Below are 18,800 nucleotides of genomic sequence, written 5' to 3'. Positions count from 1 at the left end.
ATAAGCTATGTGAATATGCTTAGTTTTGCCACTATAATAAAGGCTTTTTAGGTCTTGTTTTGCCAAGCAAGTGACCGCCCACAAACTGAGTGCATAATGTATATTCTGAGGAGGGTGAACTAAATATGATGCATCCGGACACAGAACTCCGCCTTGTAAGTAAAGAGGTTGGTCTTGGGGTATTTGCAACAAAGTTTATTCCTAAAGGGACGATCGTCTGGATTTTGGATGATTTGGACATGGTATTAGAGGAGGATTATGTCGATTCCCTCGATGAACTTAGGCAAAATATGGTATATAAATACTCGTATCAAAATAACGACGGCGATTATATCCTTTGCTGGGATCACGCAAGATATATGAATCACAGTTTTCATCCGAATTGCGTTGATACGGCATATGAGTTCGAATTGGCGGCAAGAGACATTTACCCTGGTGAAGAATTAACTTGTGATTACGCAACTATGGGCGATGATGAAGAATTCGAATGTGTGCCTGAAGAAGGTACAGCGCGGACAAAAGTTAAAGCAGATGATTATTTGAATTTTTATCAGGAATGGGACGCAATGGCCAGGGAAGCGTTTAAAACTTTTAATGATGTTGAACAACCGCTTAAACATTTAATCAGAAAGGAATTTGTCGATAAAGTCAATGCAGTTGCTTGTGGACGTGAACCATTAGACTCAATTCTCACCACATTTATAGAAGAGTCAGACCAGGATGAGGGGTAGGATTTTGTCCTGCCCCTGATTTTTTATTGCTTCTCCTTTCATGAACACTTACTGGACATGTTGAATAAAATACATCAGACAACCCCCTTTTTTGTTTACACGTCTTTAAGAAAGAGGTGAAATTATATGGCCGAAGATCCCAAAGGTAGCAGCCAAATTGTAGTTCAAACAGAATTGGCTCTCATAATTGCTTTGCTGGCATACAGCGTTTACGCATGGAACAAAGAAGAATAATATTTATCTAAAGAATGAAGTTTAAGGGGTAGGATTTTTTCCTACCCATGTTTTTCTTGTTCTCACTCCTCCACATGAACACCCCATGGACATGCTGAATAAAATAGATTAGGCACCCCCATTTTCGTCAATGCGCATCTAGCAGGAGGTGAAAATTCTATGAAAGACGATTGTGAATGTTTCGGGGATACAGTAATCCAAGCAGAGTTGGCGCTTGTTATAATATTTTTTTTAATTCTCGAAGCTAAACAGAAGCTAAAAATATATGGAATAACAGGGTATAGTCAGAATCAAGGAAATAAAGACAGTGCTAATCAAGAAAACAATGCCAATCAAGATAACAGCGGCACTAAAAATCAAAATGAGAACAAAGATACCGGCGGAAAGCAGGATAATAATGGGAGCAAAGCCAATAACAATAATAACAATAATAAAGGTAATAGTAATAAAGAATCTCAATGGTATCAGGGATGGTAATGATCGTTATCCGTCTGCCGGCCTGGATTCGCCCTCTAGAACGGAGGTGATACCTTGTGAACGGAAATAATCAATGTCTCGGGCATAAAATAATCCAAGCAGAGTTGGGGATTATAATCGGATTATTCATCCTGTTTATCAGAGATTACCATAAAATCAATAATATGAATAACAATACTAATCCAAACAAAAACAGTAATCCCAATCATAACACCAATACCAATACGAATAACATTACTATTTTCACCAATAAAGACAAATGGCAATAAATTTTGGCCTAGGCAATTATGCCTAGGCCTTCTCACAGATTCCTCTCACAGATCCCTCATAGAATAATGACCTTTCTAGTAGAACAGCCATTCAACCCAAACATACAGGCTTAGTAAACTAATGATCAACCCAATCGGGATTACCAGGATGGTTACTTTGATACAATCCCACCAACCGATCCTAACGCCATTTTTCCTTAGCAGGAACATCCAAATGAGGGAGGCCAGAGTTCCCATAGGAATAATCAAAGAGCCGATATCTGATCCAATAATGTTAGCCAAATAGGCAACGTGCAGTGTGGGCTGATCCAGCCCCATTCCTGCAAGGGTGAAGGTTCCAATCATGACTGATGGAAGATTATTGAATAAATTTGACATCACCGTTAGCAATCCCCCGCTGATCAGACTTGCGCTCAAATAGTTGGCTGATAGAGGCTCGCGCAGAAGTTTGACCAGCAGTGCAGTTAAACCGATGTTATGCAAGGCGTAAACAACGACATAGATGCTGAAAGCAAATAAAATAATATGCCATGGGGTTTTCTTTAAAATGTCGTACGGCCCTATACCTTTCCGGTACCATCTATACCCAATTAGCACTAGGGCGCCGAAGATGCCGATCCATTCGATTGGGATGTCAAAGCCAGCGCCTACAAAGAGACCGGCTCTAATCAGGATGACGATAGCCATACAAATTTTGAACAAGGACATGTCGATCTCAGCAGCATTATTGGTACTGGCTGAAGGCAGGTGAGGAACGGAATCCGGTAAAGGATGAGAAAGATGATGTGGAGGAAGAGGATGCGGAGGATGATGTGGAGGAAGGTGGTGCGGAGGAGGATAGTTTGGAGGATCATTCATATCCGCTAAAGAATCGTGGGAAATGGAAGAGGAGGAGTCGAAAGATTTTCCGTCAATAGAGGCAATTCTTTTCGGAATATCTTTCCGAAAGTAATAAAACAGAAGCAAAGAGATCGTCGTGATTCCTATCATCGAGGGAACAAACATCATGGACACATAAGAATTCAAATCTAAGCCGACAATTTCCAGAGCGATCAAGTTGGCCAGGTTGCTTACAGCAATGGGAGCACTGGAGGCCGTAGCAACCAAAGCCCCGGAAAGAAGATAAGGGAATTGTTGCTTAGCTTTAAGTTTCAAAATAGTGACAATATGAATAATGATAGGGGTGGTAATGAGGATGCTTCCGTCGTTGTTGAAAAATATGGTCATGAGGAAGCAGAGCAGATTTATATACCAGTAGAGCAGTACACCTGAACCAGCGGCTAGTTTTACTAAGTTGAAGGCCGTCCAGCGAAAAAAGCCGATGCTGTCGAGTACAATGGACATCACAATAGTTGAAAGGATGGTAATCGAAGCTCCGCTTACAATCCCCAGAATTTTGGATACATCGCTCAGAGGGACGATTCCAGCGAGTAAAATCAGTATAGCACTTATGGTTGGAGGGATGGATTCATTAATGCCATGTGGTCTCCAAATGAGAAACAATACCATCAGGAAAAATAGGGTTAACGTAAATAGGGTTGGGAAGTCAAACATCCAGCCACGCCCTCACCGTCTAGAGAAGGATTCTTTGGAAATACGAATTCTTCTTGGATGTTGATGTTTTTGGAGACTGGAGGTTTCAACAGCAAATACAAGAAGGAACCGCTAATAAGCAAAAAGACGCCCATGAACATATTTTATCTCCCCCTGGCAGTTAGCTTTGATTCTCTAATTGTGCCTGTCGCCATATTGTTTCTCCGTTCATTTTTCAATTTGTTCTCGGGTTATTGTATAGTATGCTTTTTGAGACAACTTGGTTCATCTCCCGACTAAAACAACGTATTGTCACACTTTAAAAACTTGGACATATTCTACATTAGAAGCAATCAGCTCGGGTAATCCCAAATTTCTTATCTTATATCGCCACATCTCGTGGTAGACGAAAAGAAAGGGGATTTACCACATGTTCGTTGGGCCATTCGGAGTACCCTTTAGTTGTGTTCCGCCAATTCTAGCATTATTTGACACTTATCCAATCGGTGCCCGTTTAGGAATAGGCACAGATTCGAGTTTTTGGGTCGGCAGCTTTGGTGGAATTCAAGATGGAGTGGCATTATTAACCAATGCTCAGCTGTTCGCCAACAATGGAAATCCAGTTGATGGGGTCCGTCCGGTAGTCCGCATTCCTATCAGACAGATTACCTTTGTATCCCAATAGTAGCTATAGCAAAAGGGTAGGATTTCTTTCCTACCCTGGTTTGTATTTTCTTAGCTCTTATTCCTTCTGCGAAATTACCCAATGAATCTGTTGAATAATTTTTTCGAATTCAACTACCCTGTAACAATTGGAAAACTTGGACATATCCTAAATTAGAAGATTTTAGTCAATGGTAATCCCTAATTTCTTATCTTATGTCGCCACGCTTGTGGTAAACGAAAAGGAAGGGGATACCGCTATATGTTATTTGGATTACAGTTCGGAGCACCTTTTACTCCTATTTCTCCAATTTTAGCACTATTTGACACTTATCCCATTGGTGCACGTTTGGCAATAGGTACAGATTCTAGTTTTTGGGTTGGCAGCTTTGGTGGAATCCAAAATGGAGTCGCATTATTGACGAACGCTCAGTTGTTTGCCAACGTTGGACATCCAATTGACGGAATTCGCCCTGTGGTTCGTATTCCTATCAGACAGATTACGTTTGTGTCCCAATAAAAATTGGACTTCCAGCCCAATGAACACCCAAGGGACATGTTAAATAAGATAGTAGACATCCCTTAACTTTCTTCCCGCATTCTTCAACAAGGAGGTGACACTATATGAGCGAAGATAGTAAAACTTCTAATAATTCAGTAATAGAAACAGAGTTGGGGATTATTATAGTGTTATTGTCACTGTTGCTCGTTAAAGATAGTTTTTCAGAGTATTATGAGGAGAGCAAAGAGGAAGGAAATAATCAAGAAAACAAAAATCAGAAAAGCAATAAAAATAATCAGAATAAAGTATGGTAATATAAGTATTATGTTTACTGGTATCCCCCATGTCGAAAGCAACATGGGGGTCTTAATTTGTCTCGGGAAGAGAAACTATAACGAAACGGAGGACTGGACCAAAAGGTTCACTAAGTTGAAACTTTTGCGAATTCGACAAATTCCCCGGAAGGAATTTCGGGTACTCTGCCGAAAGAGATACCTTGGCACTTGAGTTCACAAAAGCCTCTAACGTGACCTGCCGACCAGGGTTTGATAATTCGAAGGCATCTTGAAATGGCTGAATGGCGGTGTTTGGAGTTGGATAAGCATAAAATATTGCAAGTTACCTGGCAAAAACTATTTCCCTTGGCCATAACCAAACGAGCATACATATCGATGCTGGCCCTTATTTTCGCCCCTATGCTTATTCTTGCGCTTGTGATTCCGCACGAATCTTTGTCCGTGAGGAAAGCCCATCGCGGTCAAGAATTGTACCAAGTTGCCTTCAATTTGGTTCAGAAGATGCCTGGTTCATATGAGGATATCCTTGCCCGAGAAGGCGCATTAGAGAAGGCGCCGGCTGAAAAGGTAAAAGTGTTAAACCAAGCTCTCCAACCTATAGTAAATGATTTCACTAGCATTCAGCCTCATATGAGTATGGGGTATTATTCAATTGAACTTGACAGTTCTCTGGCTTTTGGCCCCAATTTTAGTGAATCTTTACTCAAACCAATTCCTCATAATTACCCGTATTTTAGCGTCTACGAGAGCGGCAAACCGGAACTTAAATATAGCAGCCGCTCTGTCTTCTGGGGCGAACCCATCCTTATCCAAACTTATCCTATTTTTGACCACGGTGTAATTGTCGGGCACGTCTGGGCAAGTTATAAGATGCGAGACGTTACAAACGAAATGCTGACGGAAGCCCGGAATGTTTTTATTGTTGGCGCCTTGACTTTACTCGCTTCCTTTTTTTTAGCCTGGAGAGCGTTCCGCAAGTTGCGCGAGGCTCTTAAGGCTTTTGCCGAACGGGCGGCGGATAACAGTATATCCACACTGCCTACGGATTTTCCGGAGTTAAATTCGATTTTGGAAATGGTGCAGGCTCATAATGAAGAACTGATCGCGCTCAACAATAATCTGCAGGAAGAAATCGGCGTGCGCCTGCAGGCAGAGAGCGAGCTTGCTCAAATTAACCGCGAGATGAGTGATATTTTGGAGAGTATTTCCGAAGCTTTCTTTGCCCTTGACGAAAACTGGCGCTTTACTTATCTCAACCATGAGGCTGAAATTCTCTTGGGAAGAACAAGAGGGGAGCTTGTGGGTAAAGCCATATGGGAGGAAATCTCTGGACATGAAAGTATGCAGGAAAAATTCCTGCAGGCCCAGAAGCAAAAAACTCCCTTGCATTATGAGGATTATGGCGAGCGCTCTCATAAATGGCTGGAAATTCATGTCTATCCTGCGGAAAACGGATTTTCTGTGTTTATGCGGGATATTACCGAGCGCAGGCTCGCTAATGAAGCCTTGCGAGCTTCGGAACAACGCTTTTTTAAAGCTTTTTATTCCAGTCCTAGCTTAATGGTGATTATCGACCGGAAAAACGGCCAAATCCTGGATGCGAATGAAAGTTTCTTCTTTTTTACTGGGTATGAACGGGCGCAAATTATTCAGGGATCAGACAGCCTTAAGTTTTATGACATCTTTGAAGAATGCTTTGCGCTTGAAGGTCAAATGGGCGAGCCTGAGCTTGTACGCAATTCCGAAGTCACCTATCATACCCAAGACGGCCAGGTGCGCTATGGATTGGCCGCTACGGAAAAAATCGAGCTCAGCGGCAAGCCCTGTCTCCTAGTGGCGATTATTGATATTACCGAGCGCAAACATTTCGAAAAAGAAATGCTCCGCTATGAACGACTCAGTCTTGTGGGCCAGATGGCCGCAGGGATTGGTCACGAGATCCGCAATCCGATGACCACGGTACGGGGGTTTTTGCAGATGCTGGGGGCTAAACAGGATTTGCAGGCCTATCACGAGTATTTTTACCTGATGATCGAAGAGCTTGACCGTGCCAATACGATTATTTCAGAATTCCTGTCATTGGGGCGCAACCGGCCGGTTGAACTCAAACTCCAAAGCTTAAATGCCATTTTGTCTGCGCTCGCCCCTTTAATCGAAGCAGATGCCCTGAACGGAGAAAAATCGTTCTATTTAAGGCTTGAGAGTGTCCCGCATCTTCTCCTGAATGAGAAGGAAATCAGGCAGATTGTGTTAAATTTAGCGCGCAACGCTTTAGAAGCTATGGAACCCGGCGGGGTGCTTACCTTAAAAACTTATTTGGAAGAGTCTGAAGTTGTATTGGCGGTGGAAGATAACGGTCCCGGCATCCCGGCAGAAGTTCTGGCTAAAATCGGTACGCCCTTTTATACGACCAAGGATCAGGGAACAGGCTTGGGTTTGGCGGTCTGCTATAGCATTGCGGCCCGCCATCAGGCAAGCATGACTGTTCAAAGTATGCCGGGTCAGACCGTTTTTATGGTTAAATTTCCCCTGCCGACGTGTTAGAATATGTCATTTTCACTCGCTTTAACTCAGTTTTCATCTAATTATTCAAGTATTGCGGCCTTAATCAGTAAAAACTAGGACTTTGGTCCTAAAGGAAAAACCTCAGGGGTGCAGAAGATTAAGAAGTGACTGTCTGCACAGATGAGGGTGATTAAGGAAATGCTTGTCCGACTTCTAAGAAGAATTTTTCCCTTACGGATCACGACCCTGATTTATCTCAAATGCTCAGTGTCAAAGGAAAATGCGCCCGGTATCATGATGATTACGCCCTGATGATTGAGGAATTAGACGAAGGCATAAGGCGCGGATTATGGTTGACAGCAGTCCCAAGGGAACTTCTTTTAAGGTGCGGTTCGGGTATTCCGGGACCGGGACTGGAAACGTGACAGCATGATAAGAATGTGATAAGCTGAGGCGGGGAACACTGGAGGGGAGATGAAAATACGTTGGCGGAAGAAGTTGTGATGTATGTAGTGCCCATCTGACCGCATTGCGCGCGCGCACGGCGGTTCCTTACGGGTAAAGGAATAAATTTCACGGAAAAGAATATCCTCTTTCCCAAGGCACGCAAAGAAATGCAGACCTGGACGGATGTTATGACCGTGCCGGTGACGCGAGTCGGGAAAAGAGTTTTGATCGGATTTGTAGAGAAGGAATATGAGGAGGCGTTCCTAGATTATCATGGCTAAGGAAACGGGGAACCGGTTGCAGGCAACCGGAATTCTCCTGGCCGGGGGCAAGAGCTCGCGCATGAGAAGAAATAAGGCTTTCCTCGAATTAGACGGGGAACCGCTGGTTGCACGAAGTCTCCATGTCCTGCAGGAGATTTTCGCAGAAGTCCTCATCAGCAGTAACGATCCCCATCTTTATGAAACATACGGAGCGAAGGTAGTTCCCGATCTGGTACAGGGGAGAGGTCCGGTTGGCGGCTTGCAAGCCGGGCTTAAAGCGGCTTCATTTGATTATGTTTTTTTTGTGGCCTGCGATATGCCTTTTTTAGAGCCGAAGCTTATCCGTTTTCTCAGCCGCTGGGCCGGGGAGTATGATGTGGTAGTGCCGCAAATCGACGGGAAACTCAATCCCCTGCATGCATTTTATGGGCGGACCTGTTTGCCGTATGTGGAAAAGTATCTTGAGGCCGGCCGCCTGAAGATCATCGATTTTTACCCGGAGTGCAAAGTCCGGTACGTAGGTCCGGAGGAAATGGCCTTGGCCTTCGGGCTGCCTGCACGGGAAAAGGAGGCAGCAGAGCGCCTTGAACAAGCGTTTCTCAATGTCAATACTCCGGAGCAGTGGGACAGGCTAATACAGGCTCAGGCTGCTCTTCCTAACCGGTTAGTCTATTAGGATGCGTTCCGGAAAGGTATAGATATTGAGGCGGTCTCCCCGGGCAAAACCAATGACCGTGATCTTAAGATCGCGGGCCAAGTTTAAGGCCAGGTCAGTCGGGGCCGAGCGGGCAATAAGGATCGGAACCTTCATCTTGGCTACTTTCAAGAGAATCTCAGAGGAGATGCGTCCGCTGAAAAAGATCACATGGTTCTCAAGATCTAGCCCTGCCCGAAACGCGCTTCCAAATAGTTTGTCAAAGACATTGTGACGCCCGATATCATAGCTGGTGAGCAAAATTTCCCCGTTGCGGGCGATGCCGCCGCTGTGAATCCCGCCGGTAGCCTGGAAAAGGGGCAGGTGTTCCTGCAGGTGGTTGGCGTAGGTATAGGCTTCAGTCAGGGTAATCTGCAGGCTGGAGTTTTGCGGTTTAACCAGGCGGGCATCATTGGCAAAGTAAAAAGAAGCCCGGCTTTTGCCACAGCAGGCCGAGAGGAAACGCTTGCTCATTAACTCTTTCTGTAAAGGGCGGGCCTTGCCTTCAATCCAAATTAGGTTTTCTTCCGGCGCATAACGCAAGGAGTAAAGCTCTTCCTGCTTTTTGATAAATCCTTCCGTGAGCAGAAAGCCGATGGCAAGTTCTTCGAGCTGGGCGGGGGAGCAGAGCATCGTTACAATTTCTTCATCATTAAAGTAAACGGTTAAAGGAACCTCGGATACCACAAGATCCGTCGTTTCAGTGACGGTATGACCCTGAGCTTTTAAAACCGGAAAGCGTTTGCTTTCTTCCATGAGATTTCCTCCGCTTGTGGTGTAGAATTTTACTCTTCTTTAAGTTTAAGCTTATCTGTAACAAGCATTTACAGGTGGAAATATTCTAAAGACTATATTATAATATACTAGTAAGAGAGGTACTTCAAGTAAACTCAATTAAACTCAATTAAACAATCATAAACTAAAAACACTCCGAAACTGGAGAACCTAAAGCTATCAAGCGATGGCCACGGTGACCAGGCAAGTGCTCGCAGTGCGGGCGCTCGGGTATGACCGGAAACGGTGATATCTCCTGCATGGAAAGGAGTCTGTACAATAACGGGCAAGTGTCCGCGGTTATTTGCAGACCGCGGATATTTTATTTAACTTGGGAAACGAGGGATATGATGCAGGATCAATTTAACCGGAACATTGAATATCTCCGTATCTCGGTTACGGACCGGTGCAATTTGCGCTGCCGCTATTGCATGCCCGCAGAGGGAATTCAGTGGATGCCGCATGAATCGATTCTTTCTTTTGAAGAGATTCTGCGCCTGATTAAGATCAGTACCCGCTTTGGTTTTCGGCGTTTTCGCATTACCGGGGGAGAACCTTTGGTGCGCAAGGGTATTCTCTCTTTTCTTGAGCAAGCTGCTCAGATTCCCGGGGTCGATGATCTAATGCTTACAACCAATGGGATTTTGCTGGCTGAGCATGCCTTTGATTTAAAGCGGGTAGGGGTTCAGCGGGTGAATGTCAGTTTGGACACCTTAGACCCTGAACGTTTCCGTCATATTACCCGGGGCGGGGATGTGAACCGAGTGCTTCAGGGAATTTTCCGGTCGCTGGAAGCGGGGCTTCATCCGGTAAAAATTAATGTCGTGGTGTCACGGAGCCAAAATTATGAAGAGCTGCCGAAGTTAACGGAATTGGCCCGCAATTATCCTCTCCATGTGCGCTTCATTGAACTGATGCCGATCGGGGCCTCCGATGACCGGAGCGATTTTGTCCCGATTGCGGAGATGCAAAAGCTTTTGGACATTCAGGATGTGAAAGCTACGGATGATGTTCAAGGCGGCGGCCCGGCCGAATATTACCGGCCGCCGGGGTTTCAAGGAACGGTTGGTTTTATCAGTGCCTTAAGCCGGCATTTCTGCCATACCTGCAACCGGGTGCGCCTGACTGCGGATGGGAAACTACGTCCGTGCCTGCACAGCAGTTATGAAGTGGATTTACGCCAAGCTTTGCGCAGCGGAGTCAGTGATACGGAGGTCGCAGACCTCTTTGCCAAGGGAGTTTGGCTGAAACCCGCTGAGCACCATATGAATGACCGGGAGTGGCAGGATAAACGCCTAATGTCTCAGATCGGAGGGTAACATGGAATTAACGCATTTTGACGAAGAAGGACGCGCCCGCATGGTTGACGTCAGTGCCAAGGACGAGACCGCCCGTATGGCCGTCGCCCGCGGCCGGGTAGAGATGAAGCCTGAGACTTTGCGTTTGATTAAAGAAGGCCAAATCGCCAAAGGGGATGTACTTGCTGTCGCTCAAGTGGCAGGCATTATGGCCGCCAAACAAACATCGGCCTTAATTCCGATGTGTCATCCCTTAAATATTACCAGTGCCAAATTAAATTTCCACTTAAAAGACCCCGGCACGGTTGAAATTGAGGCCATTGTTAAAGTCGCCGGAAAGACCGGCGTGGAGATGGAAGCACTGACTGCCGTGAGTGTAGCAGCCTTAACCATCTATGACATGTGTAAAGCCGTCGATAAGGAGATGACCATTAAAGACGTCTATCTGGCAGAAAAAGCCGGAGGAAAAAGCGGGCACTTCATAAGGGAAGATTGACATCTGAATTCTGAGTACCTGAAGCTAGTATGAAAGGATGAATACGAATGGGTAAAATCGTCGCGGTATGTACGAGTGAAAGAAAAGGGATGCGTAAAAAAAACGTGGGGACTGGGGTATTGAAAGTTAATTTCGGGATTGAAGGAGATGCCCATGGCGGAGACTGGCATCGTCAGGTAAGCCTTTTGGCCTTAGAAAGTATCAAGAAAATGCAGGAAAAAGGGCTGGATGTCCATCCGGGAGATTTTGCCGAGAATTTGACCACGGAAGGGATTGACTTAGTCAGTCTGCCGGTGGGTACAAAACTCAAAATCGGAGAGGGTGGCTTGGGTGAAGTGACCCAGATCGGCAAAGAATGCCATACTAAATGCGCTATTTATTATCAGGCCGGAGACTGTGTCATGCCTAAGGAAGGAATCTTCATTAAGGTGCTTGAAGGCGGACCGGTACACGTCGGAGATAAGATCGAGGTGTTTTCCTGATGTTTAGAGTGGGTGTCATTACGGCCAGTGATAAAGGGTCGCGTGGAGAGAGGGAGGATCTGTCCGGCCCGGCCTTGCGTGAATTAGTGCGCGAGATCGAGGGTGAAGTCGTGGAATATGTGGTCTTGCCGGACGATCGGGATTTGATCGCTGACACGTTGAGACGCTGGGCCGATGATTTGCAGCTGGACTTGATTCTGACCACGGGCGGAACAGGCTTTTCTCAGCGGGATGTAACCCCGGAAGCCACCTTAGCTGTAGCCGAGCGGCATGTGCCGGGTATTGCCGAAGTGATGCGGGCGGAAAGCCTCAAGGTTACACCCAAGGCGATGCTCAGCAGGGCAACTGCCGCGATCCGCAAATACACCCTGATCATCAATATGCCCGGAAGCCCGAAAGCGGTGCGGGAATGCTGGCAGGCGATCGCCCCTGCGCTCACTCACGGAATTGAGATTCTGAAGGGGGAAGCCAGTGAGTGTGGGACACAATAGTCTCCGGTGGAGACTATTGCCGGAGGCGTGGGCCATTGAGAAATACTAAACGCCGAAGGATGACTATCAAACTCTTCAAAGTAGCTCGCCTGCTGTGTAGCGGTATGGGAGTCTGAGGCCTTCGGGTCTCTTTTTGTTTGTGTCTGTCACCCCTGTCCGTTTTCTGCGTACACTATAGTAGACAAGCGGGAAACGGGGTGACAGCGTGAAAGCCATTGCGTTTGTCGATTATGAGAACATTTGGAGCGGCATGCAGGAACGAGGGTATAAACTGGCACCCGAATCGCTGGTACAGGCTCTGCAACAGTATGCTCAGCGAACGAGCAAGGATTTATTGGCTATTTATCTCTTTGCTAATTTTGACCGGGAGGAGTTTTGGCGCACCCAGACTGTTTTTGAAAAAACCAATGTATTTACCAGACATGTGTACGGAAAGAACAATTACTCCAATACCGATTTGCGTCACAATGCAGCGGACTTGGAACTTATGCTTGAGGCCTTGGAAATTCTGCTCACACGCCCATCGACAGTAGATGTTTTTGTATTATTAAGCGGTGATGGGGATTTCCTGCCATTAATCAGGAAGATTCGGGCCTGGGGCAAAGAAGTAAGGGTTATTGGGGTAGATGGGAGTGTTCATCATTCTCTTCAGCCTTATTGCGAAGGCAGCGAGATTCTAAGCGATATGCTTAGTCTTGGTTTGGATGAAGAATATCGCCCAGAGACAGACCTCCAAGCGGCGCTTGAGACCTTAGCACAAATGCAGTTGCGTCTGCCTTATGTTGCTTCGACCAAGGCCCGCACGGCCTTGAGCGAGCGGCTGGCCCGTCCGGTGACCCAAGTTAAGGAACTCATTCGTTATGCCTTGCGTGAAAACATCCTCATTGAACGCGAACATCCAGATCCTAGTCTACGCATCGGCAAAACTAAGATTTACCTTCTTAACATCGAGCACCCTGTGGTGCGGGCTGCCTTAGAACCCCTGCTTGAGGAGTTGGGAGAACGGTACGCAAAACTGGAACAATAACTTTCCCGGTGTATGACTGGTAACATTTTCATTATGATGAGGAAAATAAGAGAGCTGTTCCAAACAATAGGTTGGGACAGCTTGGCTTTTGTCCTGGACATCCCGTACCTTCTTGATATGGCTATGATTGGTGCCGTAAAAAATGTGTTTAGCCATGAATAAAATATAAAAAGTTTGGCCAACATAATCGTTAGAGTTTAATTCTAAGAAATATGCTTATGTAGAGTAAGATGAAGCAAATTGAAGATTTGCCCTGAATAATCCTAAAATTAGCCTGGAAACGCCCTGATTTAACCAATAAGGGGGGTTGCTTTCCGGTAGCCCCTTGCATATTATTATAGCTAGATGTTAGCACTCAACTGAACTGAGTGCTAACAACAAATAAAAGTAAAACAACATATATTAAGAAATCTTAAGGAGGGACTTACTTCAATGAACATCAAACCTCTTGGAGATCGGGTCGTAATTAAGGCACTCCCGATGGAAGAAAAAACGAAGAGCGGCATCATTATGCCTGATACTGCTAAGGAGAAGCCGCAGGAGGGAGAAATTGTAGCTGTCGGACCTGGAAAACTGGAAAAAGGAGAACGTCTTGCACTTGATGTTAAAGTGGGGGACCGTGTGATTTATTCCAAATATGCGGGTACCGAAGTTAAGTATGATGGACAAGAGTACCTGATTTTGAAAGAATCCGATATCTTGGCTATTGTTGGTTAATAGGCTTTCCTTTGAAACGTTAAAAGGTTAAAAAATAGGGAGGAATAGACGTTGGCTAAACAAATTGTTTTTAATGAAGATGCACGCCATGCATTGGAACGTGGCGTGAATGCGTTGGCAGAAGCAGTGCGCGTCACTTTAGGACCGAAAGGACGCAATGTTGTTTTAGATAAAAAGTTTGGTTCTCCTCTGATTACCAATGACGGAGTTAGCATCGCCCGCGAAATCGAGCTTGAGGATCCCTTTGAGAACATGGGTGCCCAGCTGGTGAAAGAAGTCGCGACCAAAACCAATGACGTGGCCGGAGACGGAACCACCACCGCGACGGTGCTGGCCCAGGCCATTATCCGGGAAGGGCTGAAAAACGTGGCCGCCGGAGCCAATCCGATGGGGATTAAACGCGGTATCGAAGCGGCTGTTGCTGCCATTGTCGATGACATCAAGGAAAATGCGAAGACGGTTGAGAGTAAAGAAGCGATTGCTCAAGTTGCCTCCATCTCCGCCGGAGACAGTGCGATCGGCGAACTGATTGCGGAAGCGATGGAGAAAGTGGGTAAAGACGGGGTTATTACCGTTGAAGAGGCTAAAGGCATGACTACCGAACTGGAAGTCGTGGAAGGCATGCAATTTGACCGCGGCTATATTTCTCCTTATATGATTACCGATACCGACAAAATGGAAGCCGTACTCAATGATCCTTTCATTTTAATCACCGATAAGAAAATCGGCGCCATTGCTGATATTCTTCCGGTCTTGGAAAAAGTCGTACAGCAAGGCCGTCAACTTCTGATTATCGCCGAAGATATTGAAGGGGAAGCGCTTGCGACCTTAGTGGTGAATAAACTGCGTGGCACCTTTACGGCAGTTGGGGTTAAAGCTCCTGGCTTCGGTGACCGCCGCAAAGCGATGCTTGAGGATATTGCAGTGCTTACCGGAGGCACCGTGGTTACGGAAGACCTCGGCCTTAAACTGGACAACACGACCATTGATATGCTCGGTCGTGCCCGTCAGGTGCGTGTAACCAAGGAAGAAACCACAATTGTGGAAGGTTCCGGCAGTACGGACGATATCCAAAAACGGGTGGAAGCCATTAAGAAACAGATTGAAGAAACTACTTCCGATTTTGACCGCGAAAAATTGCAAGAGCGTTTGGCTAAGCTGGCCGGCGGGGTTGCAGTGATTCAAGTCGGGGCGGCCACCGAAACAGAAATGAAAGAAAAGAAACTGCGGATTGAAGATGCTTTGGCTGCAACCCGCGCTGCGGTTGAAGAAGGAATCGTAGCCGGCGGCGGCACCGCGCTGATTGACGCCGTTGCAGCCTTGGATAAGATTGAATTAGTCGGGGATGAAAAGACAGGGGCTAACATTGTCCGCCGCGCTTTGGAAGAGCCGCTGCGTCAGATCGCCAATAACGCCGGGTATGAAGGTTCTGTCGTTGTGGAGAAAGTGCGCAGCCATGGACGTGGTGTCGGCTTTAATGCGGTGTCCATGGAATACGAGGATATGATCGCGGCCGGGATTGTTGACCCGGCTAAGGTGACCCGCTCCGCCCTCCAAAACGCAGCGTCTATTGCTGCCATGCTCCTGACCACGGAGTGCCTTGTGACTGACCTTCCGGAAAAGGATAAAGGCGCAGCTGCAGCAGCCATGGGCGGCATGGGCGGCATGGGCGGCATGATGTAAGCAAGGCCTGGAAAACGCTTATAGTGCACATGCAAAGGATTTGAGACACCTTAAATACCCTCAGGGGTAACATTGGGGTAACGCAATCAAATAAAAGATATTCAACATGCCTTAGTTAGGTATGGATGAGATTAGAGGCTTCATGAGTTCACTGAACTTACGAGAAGCCTCTTTTTTCATGGCTTTTGTAGTGTGCATATAGACTGTTCTGGTTGTTTCATCATCCTTATGGCCTAATCTTTCCATGATTTCAGGGAGACTTGCCCCAGCTTCGGCCAGGAGGGAAGTTCTTCTAAAACAATCGGATCCACGGTGATTTTACGCTTAGATGTTTTTGTCTTTGGCGGCAAGAGCTTGTACTTTGTAACGTTATTATTGGGGTTATAATACGTTTTTGTTATGTTGATCGTTTATTCCTCAAAGTCGATATCCTTCCACTTGAGAGCTAACATTTCCCCAGCTCTCATACCTGTATAGGCAAGGAGAAGGAAAACCGGATAGTCCTTATCAAGCCCCTTTTCTTTGGATGTTTTCAAGAACAGTGAGAGCTCCTCTTTTTCGAGATACTTAATTTCTTCTTCCTCGGCTTCAAGTTCCTCGATAGTCTTGGGTTTTTTCGGAACGGTGACAAACTGAGTGGGATCGTTCTTTATGAGCTCGAACTCGATGGCCTTTCTGAAGATCATGCGGCCGGTAACGTGTGCATACTAGAATATTCAGTGTAAGAAGAATTAAACGCTCATAAACGCAGCCCTCATCGAATGGTGAGGGTTTGTATTTTCCAAAGATCAAATCTATGTCAAGACCAACCATGCAAATGCAAAGCCAGCTCGAAGCGGGTTGCCGCGATCCTCCTTCCGGGGATTTCGGCCTGATTCGGCCAGAGCGACTCCGAATTACCGAAGAAGACAAGCAGACAGTAATCCAGGTTGACCAGGTCTTGGCCAGGAGCGAGGAAAAGGTGGGCAAGGAACGGGAGCTGATTATGCGCTGCCAGGGCGTGATCGGAGAACGCATGCAGGTGCTTGAACTAAAATACCGGGTTGGAGAATGCCGGTGGTACTTATATAGAATGTAAGACGCCTTATTCGGCGTCCTTCTTCATCTCTGCTAACCTTTGTTCTATCACCTGTATTGATCGCACCAGCTCCGCATTGGCCTCCCTGACCTCGTTCCCTTACGGTAACCTTGATGATAAAGTAAAACAGCTAGGGTTAGCGAGACTCTAGCTCTTTTTTGTTTCGGGCAAAAAAATTCCTATAGACTTGTAGACTTGCACAGTAAGATTTTGTCCGATCATAATAATAAAGTGCAATCGGAAATAAAAGGAATACTATAAAACTAGAAGGAGAGAGTGCTCATGCATCATACTGTTCGTCGTGGAGAGAGCCTGCATAAAATAGCCAGGCGTCACGGAAGACGAGTCCACCATCTTTTACACTTAAATCCCCATCTCCGCCGCCGGCCGCATCTTATCTACCCAGGGGAGAGAATCAGAGTTTGGTAAGTTTGAATTACCCCGGTTAAGCCGGGGCTTTTCTGTTAATAGCCTCCGTAAATCGGCACATACTATTTTCGCGCCCTACCTAGTTTCTTTCCTGTATTCCCAAAATCCCCTTCACATAAAGAGCCCTTCCGGCACGACGCGGGAGGGCGATTTTTTGCGCATAAAACAGAGCCTGGAAAATTCCGCCCTATTCAATTCTGTGCCCGTGAAGGATAGAGGTCATTGATTGTTAACTGCAAATCAATACCCTTTCTCCTTGCTATGTCATTGTAAACCTTCGCAAACCTATGCGCCAGCGCTATTTTCGGCTCACGCTCGCCGGCTTCATACCGGCTCCACTGGTTTCTCTCAACATCACATCGCCACTCCATCTCCTGCTGGGTAACCCCGAGCTTTTCCCGGTAGTACTTGAGGTTGTTATGCACCCTGGGCTTTTTCCCCGAACTACCATTCATACGCATCACCCAGGAAATATATTCCATGTGCCTGAAATACCGCCTCTCATCCCCGGATCAGAAATCTGAGTTTTCCCGGCGGTTTCTATAATGACAAAGTGCCAACGGACACCAGGATCTTATTTCGGAAACCGTTGGTTATTTTTATGCCTTTCATTTAGTAGTCCGTCGGCTGATTGCTTGCTTGTAACATTTTTTCACATTTTCGCAACACACTTTCATAGTTCGGTAAAGGCCAGTTAATAGGCCTCCGGTATAATTGGCTTCGAAAGGAGGACAAGTTTTTATCTCAGGAAGGGGGCGCGAAGATGTAGAGATTTACTATAACATGATTTAAGCCAATTTCAAAAACTAAACAATTCGTTTTCTGGCTGAAAACTGAGAACTGCCGAGAGTGTTCCGAAATCGTGTTAAGGAGGAAAGATTTATGTTCACGTCCAAAGCCACATTAGCGAAGATTGCCTTAGGTTCTATGCTTACATCAGTTATGACTTTTGCGACCTTAATGCCTGCCAGTGCTCATGAATTAGAGGCCAAATCAGACAGCAACGCCAATATGGTCATGCAAGGGGGAGTTCAGGAGGGTTTATTACCCTTATCCAACTTAGGTCTCCCGGATAAAGCTGCAGCGCAAATTATCTCATTAGGGGATGGAATAAAGGAAATATTGGTTATGCCGAAAGCCTATCTTGCCAAGCTAATTCCCACAGAGCAAAACGGGGTACAGGCCGCTGTTATTGCGGGCCAAGAACAAGCGATAGATGGACAGGCTACAGTATCCACCGGCGATGAGCAAGCGGCTCCCGCGGACGAAGGGCAAGCGGTAGATAACGAGCAAGCGGCTCCCGCGGACGAAGGGCAAGCGGTAGATAACGAGCAAGCGGCTCCCGCGGACGAAGGGCAAGCGGTAGATAACGAGCAAGCGGCTCCCGCGGACGAAGGGCAAGCGGTAGATAACGAGCAAGCGGCTCCCGCGGACGAAGGGCAAGCGGTAGATAACGAGCAAGCGGCTCCCGCGGACGAAGGGCAAGCGGTAGATAACGAGCAAGCGGCTCCCGCGGACGAAGGGCAAGCGGTAGATAACGAAACAGCGGCTCCCGCGGACGAAGGGCAAACCGTGAATAGGGTGTACGCTAAGCTTCTTAACTCTTACGATAAATTGCTGAGCATTTACGACCATCTTTTAAGTTTTTTTGGAACAGTCTTCACCCGCTAATCGGATTACCAGCATAACAAGCGACAGATTCTTTACACCT

General features: G+C 46.4%; 20 protein-coding genes, 1 pseudogene and 1 riboswitch. Of the genes and pseudogenes, 17 read left to right on the top strand and 4 right to left on the bottom strand.

From position 1 onward, the window contains the following. The first annotated feature begins 125 nt into the window (after window positions 1-125). Together J0X21_RS01825 and J0X21_RS01820 are read left to right on the top strand one after the other, a co-directional pair. The gene (locus J0X21_RS01825; RefSeq protein ID WP_206809651.1) at window positions 126-731 is read left to right on the top strand and encodes an SET domain-containing protein; all 606 of its coding nucleotides are present in this window, start codon (window positions 126-128) and stop codon (window positions 729-731) included. 393 nt (window positions 732-1,124) lie between these two features. Then, complete coding sequence (locus tag J0X21_RS01820; protein ID WP_206809649.1) at window positions 1,125-1,442, top strand: hypothetical protein; 318 nt, start codon at window positions 1,125-1,127, stop codon at window positions 1,440-1,442. Window positions 1,443-1,786: 344 nt separating this feature from the next. On the opposite strand, the gene J0X21_RS01815 is transcribed toward J0X21_RS01820, so the two are convergent. Then, the gene (locus J0X21_RS01815; protein ID WP_206809648.1) at window positions 1,787-3,265 is read right to left on the bottom strand and encodes an ArsB/NhaD family transporter; all 1,479 of its coding nucleotides are present in this window, start codon (window positions 3,263-3,265) and stop codon (window positions 1,787-1,789) included. Window positions 3,266-3,674: 409 nt separating this feature from the next. Between J0X21_RS01815 and J0X21_RS01810 the strand changes: the two genes are divergently transcribed. The 6 genes and pseudogenes from J0X21_RS01810 to mobA all read left to right on the top strand — a co-directional run bounded on the left by J0X21_RS01810 (window position 3,675) and on the right by mobA (window position 8,596). After that, window positions 3,675-3,929 (top strand): hypothetical protein, encoded by a 255-nt coding sequence (locus J0X21_RS01810; protein ID WP_206809646.1) that lies wholly within the window; start codon window positions 3,675-3,677, stop codon window positions 3,927-3,929. Between the two features lie 240 nt (window positions 3,930-4,169). After that, on the top strand, window positions 4,170-4,427 hold the full coding sequence (locus tag J0X21_RS01805; RefSeq protein ID WP_206809644.1) for a hypothetical protein: 258 nt from the start codon (window positions 4,170-4,172) through the stop codon (window positions 4,425-4,427). A gap of 104 nt (window positions 4,428-4,531) precedes the next feature. Further along, window positions 4,532-4,723, top strand: a complete 192-nt coding sequence (locus J0X21_RS01800; protein WP_206809643.1) for a hypothetical protein — start codon at window positions 4,532-4,534, stop codon at window positions 4,721-4,723. Between the two features lie 255 nt (window positions 4,724-4,978). Then, window positions 4,979-7,249, top strand: a complete 2,271-nt coding sequence (locus J0X21_RS01795) for a PAS domain S-box protein (protein WP_206809641.1) — start codon at window positions 4,979-4,981, stop codon at window positions 7,247-7,249. A 497-nt stretch (window positions 7,250-7,746) separates the two neighbouring features. Further along, window positions 7,747-7,938, top strand: a pseudogene (locus tag J0X21_RS15570) (glutaredoxin family protein); the annotation flags it as partial. Next, window positions 7,931-8,596 carry a molybdenum cofactor guanylyltransferase gene (mobA, locus tag J0X21_RS01785; RefSeq protein ID WP_236006025.1) on the top strand — a complete coding sequence of 222 codons (666 nt, stop codon included), beginning with the start codon at window positions 7,931-7,933 and terminating at the stop codon, window positions 8,594-8,596. The pseudogene J0X21_RS15570 and the gene mobA, both read left to right, overlap by 8 nt. Here the strand turns inward: mobA and fdhD are convergent. After that, window positions 8,585-9,370 carry a formate dehydrogenase accessory sulfurtransferase FdhD gene (fdhD, locus tag J0X21_RS01780; RefSeq protein ID WP_206809637.1) on the bottom strand — a complete coding sequence of 262 codons (786 nt, stop codon included), beginning with the start codon at window positions 9,368-9,370 and terminating at the stop codon, window positions 8,585-8,587. The genes mobA and fdhD overlap by 12 nt on opposite strands. Before the next feature lie 160 nt (window positions 9,371-9,530). Next, window positions 9,531-9,675: riboswitch (molybdenum cofactor riboswitch) on the top strand. Window positions 9,676-9,738: 63 nt separating this feature from the next. On the opposite strand from fdhD, the gene moaA reads away from it, so the two are divergent. The 7 genes from moaA (at window position 9,739) to groL (ending at window position 15,582) form a co-directional block, all read left to right on the top strand. Further along, window positions 9,739-10,707 (top strand): GTP 3',8-cyclase MoaA, encoded by a 969-nt coding sequence (moaA, locus tag J0X21_RS01775; protein WP_206809754.1) that lies wholly within the window; start codon window positions 9,739-9,741, stop codon window positions 10,705-10,707. A gap of 1 nt (window position 10,708) precedes the next feature. Continuing rightward, complete coding sequence (moaC, locus tag J0X21_RS01770) at window positions 10,709-11,182, top strand: cyclic pyranopterin monophosphate synthase MoaC (RefSeq protein WP_206809620.1); 474 nt, start codon at window positions 10,709-10,711, stop codon at window positions 11,180-11,182. 47 nt (window positions 11,183-11,229) lie between these two features. Beyond that, window positions 11,230-11,664: an MOSC domain-containing protein gene (locus tag J0X21_RS01765; protein WP_206809606.1), complete on the top strand. Its 435-nt coding sequence runs from the start codon at window positions 11,230-11,232 to the stop codon at window positions 11,662-11,664. After that, entirely contained in the window at window positions 11,664-12,155 is a 492-nt protein-coding gene (locus J0X21_RS01760) for a MogA/MoaB family molybdenum cofactor biosynthesis protein (RefSeq protein WP_206809603.1), read from the top strand. The genes J0X21_RS01765 and J0X21_RS01760 overlap by 1 nt, the downstream gene beginning before the upstream one ends. Window positions 12,156-12,360: 205 nt before the next feature. Further along, the gene (locus J0X21_RS01755) at window positions 12,361-13,182 is read left to right on the top strand and encodes an NYN domain-containing protein (protein WP_206809601.1); all 822 of its coding nucleotides are present in this window, start codon (window positions 12,361-12,363) and stop codon (window positions 13,180-13,182) included. A 432-nt stretch (window positions 13,183-13,614) separates the two neighbouring features. Further along, entirely contained in the window at window positions 13,615-13,899 is a 285-nt protein-coding gene (gene groES / locus J0X21_RS01750; protein ID WP_206809598.1) for a co-chaperone GroES, read from the top strand. A gap of 51 nt (window positions 13,900-13,950) precedes the next feature. Then, a complete protein-coding gene (gene groL / locus J0X21_RS01745) occupies window positions 13,951-15,582 on the top strand; it encodes a chaperonin GroEL (RefSeq protein WP_206809581.1) in 1,632 nt (543 codons plus the stop codon). 410 nt (window positions 15,583-15,992) lie between these two features. On the opposite strand, the gene J0X21_RS01740 is transcribed toward groL, so the two are convergent. After that, a complete protein-coding gene (locus tag J0X21_RS01740) occupies window positions 15,993-16,268 on the bottom strand; it encodes a tyrosine-type recombinase/integrase (RefSeq protein ID WP_206809574.1) in 276 nt (91 codons plus the stop codon). Between the two features lie 110 nt (window positions 16,269-16,378). Between J0X21_RS01740 and J0X21_RS01735 the strand changes: the two genes are divergently transcribed. Continuing rightward, a complete protein-coding gene (locus tag J0X21_RS01735; RefSeq protein WP_206809565.1) occupies window positions 16,379-16,660 on the top strand; it encodes a hypothetical protein in 282 nt (93 codons plus the stop codon). A gap of 620 nt (window positions 16,661-17,280) precedes the next feature. On the opposite strand, the gene J0X21_RS01725 is transcribed toward J0X21_RS01735, so the two are convergent. Further along, complete coding sequence (locus tag J0X21_RS01725; RefSeq protein WP_206809561.1) at window positions 17,281-17,571, bottom strand: helix-turn-helix transcriptional regulator; 291 nt, start codon at window positions 17,569-17,571, stop codon at window positions 17,281-17,283. A gap of 400 nt (window positions 17,572-17,971) precedes the next feature. Here J0X21_RS01725 and J0X21_RS01720 point away from each other — a divergent pair, with 400 nt between their 5' ends. Further along, window positions 17,972-18,760: a hypothetical protein gene (locus J0X21_RS01720; RefSeq protein WP_206809559.1), complete on the top strand. Its 789-nt coding sequence runs from the start codon at window positions 17,972-17,974 to the stop codon at window positions 18,758-18,760. Window positions 18,761-18,800: the final 40 nt, after the last annotated feature.

The organism is Paradesulfitobacterium ferrireducens, assembly GCF_017310645.1.
Classification (GTDB): Bacteria; Bacillota; Desulfitobacteriia; order Desulfitobacteriales; family Desulfitobacteriaceae; genus Paradesulfitobacterium; species Paradesulfitobacterium ferrireducens.
Note: the sequence above shows the minus strand (reverse complement) of the source record. Positions and strands in the feature narration are given on the sequence as shown.

Bases quoted from the DNA above. Each gene is read 5' to 3' on its own strand.
- J0X21_RS01825 (WP_206809651.1), top strand. From the start codon at position 126: ATGATGCATCCGGACACAGAACTCCGCCTTGTAAGTAAAGAGGTTGGT.
- J0X21_RS01820 (WP_206809649.1), top strand. From the start codon at position 1,125: ATGAAAGACGATTGTGAATGTTTCGGGGATACAGTAATCCAAGCAGAG.
- J0X21_RS01815 (WP_206809648.1), bottom strand. From the start codon at position 3,265: ATGTTTGACTTCCCAACCCTATTTACGTTAACCCTATTTTTCCTGATG.
- J0X21_RS01810 (WP_206809646.1), top strand. From the start codon at position 3,675: ATGTTCGTTGGGCCATTCGGAGTACCCTTTAGTTGTGTTCCGCCAATT.
- J0X21_RS01805 (WP_206809644.1), top strand. From the start codon at position 4,170: ATGTTATTTGGATTACAGTTCGGAGCACCTTTTACTCCTATTTCTCCA.
- J0X21_RS01800 (WP_206809643.1), top strand. From the start codon at position 4,532: ATGAGCGAAGATAGTAAAACTTCTAATAATTCAGTAATAGAAACAGAG.
- J0X21_RS01795 (WP_206809641.1), top strand. From the start codon at position 4,979: ATGGCTGAATGGCGGTGTTTGGAGTTGGATAAGCATAAAATATTGCAA.
- mobA (WP_236006025.1), top strand. From the start codon at position 7,931: ATGGCTAAGGAAACGGGGAACCGGTTGCAGGCAACCGGAATTCTCCTG.
- fdhD (WP_206809637.1), bottom strand. From the start codon at position 9,370: ATGGAAGAAAGCAAACGCTTTCCGGTTTTAAAAGCTCAGGGTCATACC.
- moaA (WP_206809754.1), top strand. From the start codon at position 9,739: ATGCAGGATCAATTTAACCGGAACATTGAATATCTCCGTATCTCGGTT.
- moaC (WP_206809620.1), top strand. From the start codon at position 10,709: ATGGAATTAACGCATTTTGACGAAGAAGGACGCGCCCGCATGGTTGAC.
- J0X21_RS01765 (WP_206809606.1), top strand. From the start codon at position 11,230: ATGGGTAAAATCGTCGCGGTATGTACGAGTGAAAGAAAAGGGATGCGT.
- J0X21_RS01760 (WP_206809603.1), top strand. From the start codon at position 11,664: ATGTTTAGAGTGGGTGTCATTACGGCCAGTGATAAAGGGTCGCGTGGA.
- groES (WP_206809598.1), top strand. From the start codon at position 13,615: ATGAACATCAAACCTCTTGGAGATCGGGTCGTAATTAAGGCACTCCCG.
- J0X21_RS01740 (WP_206809574.1), bottom strand. From the start codon at position 16,268: ATGATCTTCAGAAAGGCCATCGAGTTCGAGCTCATAAAGAACGATCCC.
- J0X21_RS01735 (WP_206809565.1), top strand. From the start codon at position 16,379: ATGTCAAGACCAACCATGCAAATGCAAAGCCAGCTCGAAGCGGGTTGC.
- J0X21_RS01725 (WP_206809561.1), bottom strand. From the start codon at position 17,571: ATGGAATATATTTCCTGGGTGATGCGTATGAATGGTAGTTCGGGGAAA.
- J0X21_RS01720 (WP_206809559.1), top strand. From the start codon at position 17,972: ATGTTCACGTCCAAAGCCACATTAGCGAAGATTGCCTTAGGTTCTATG.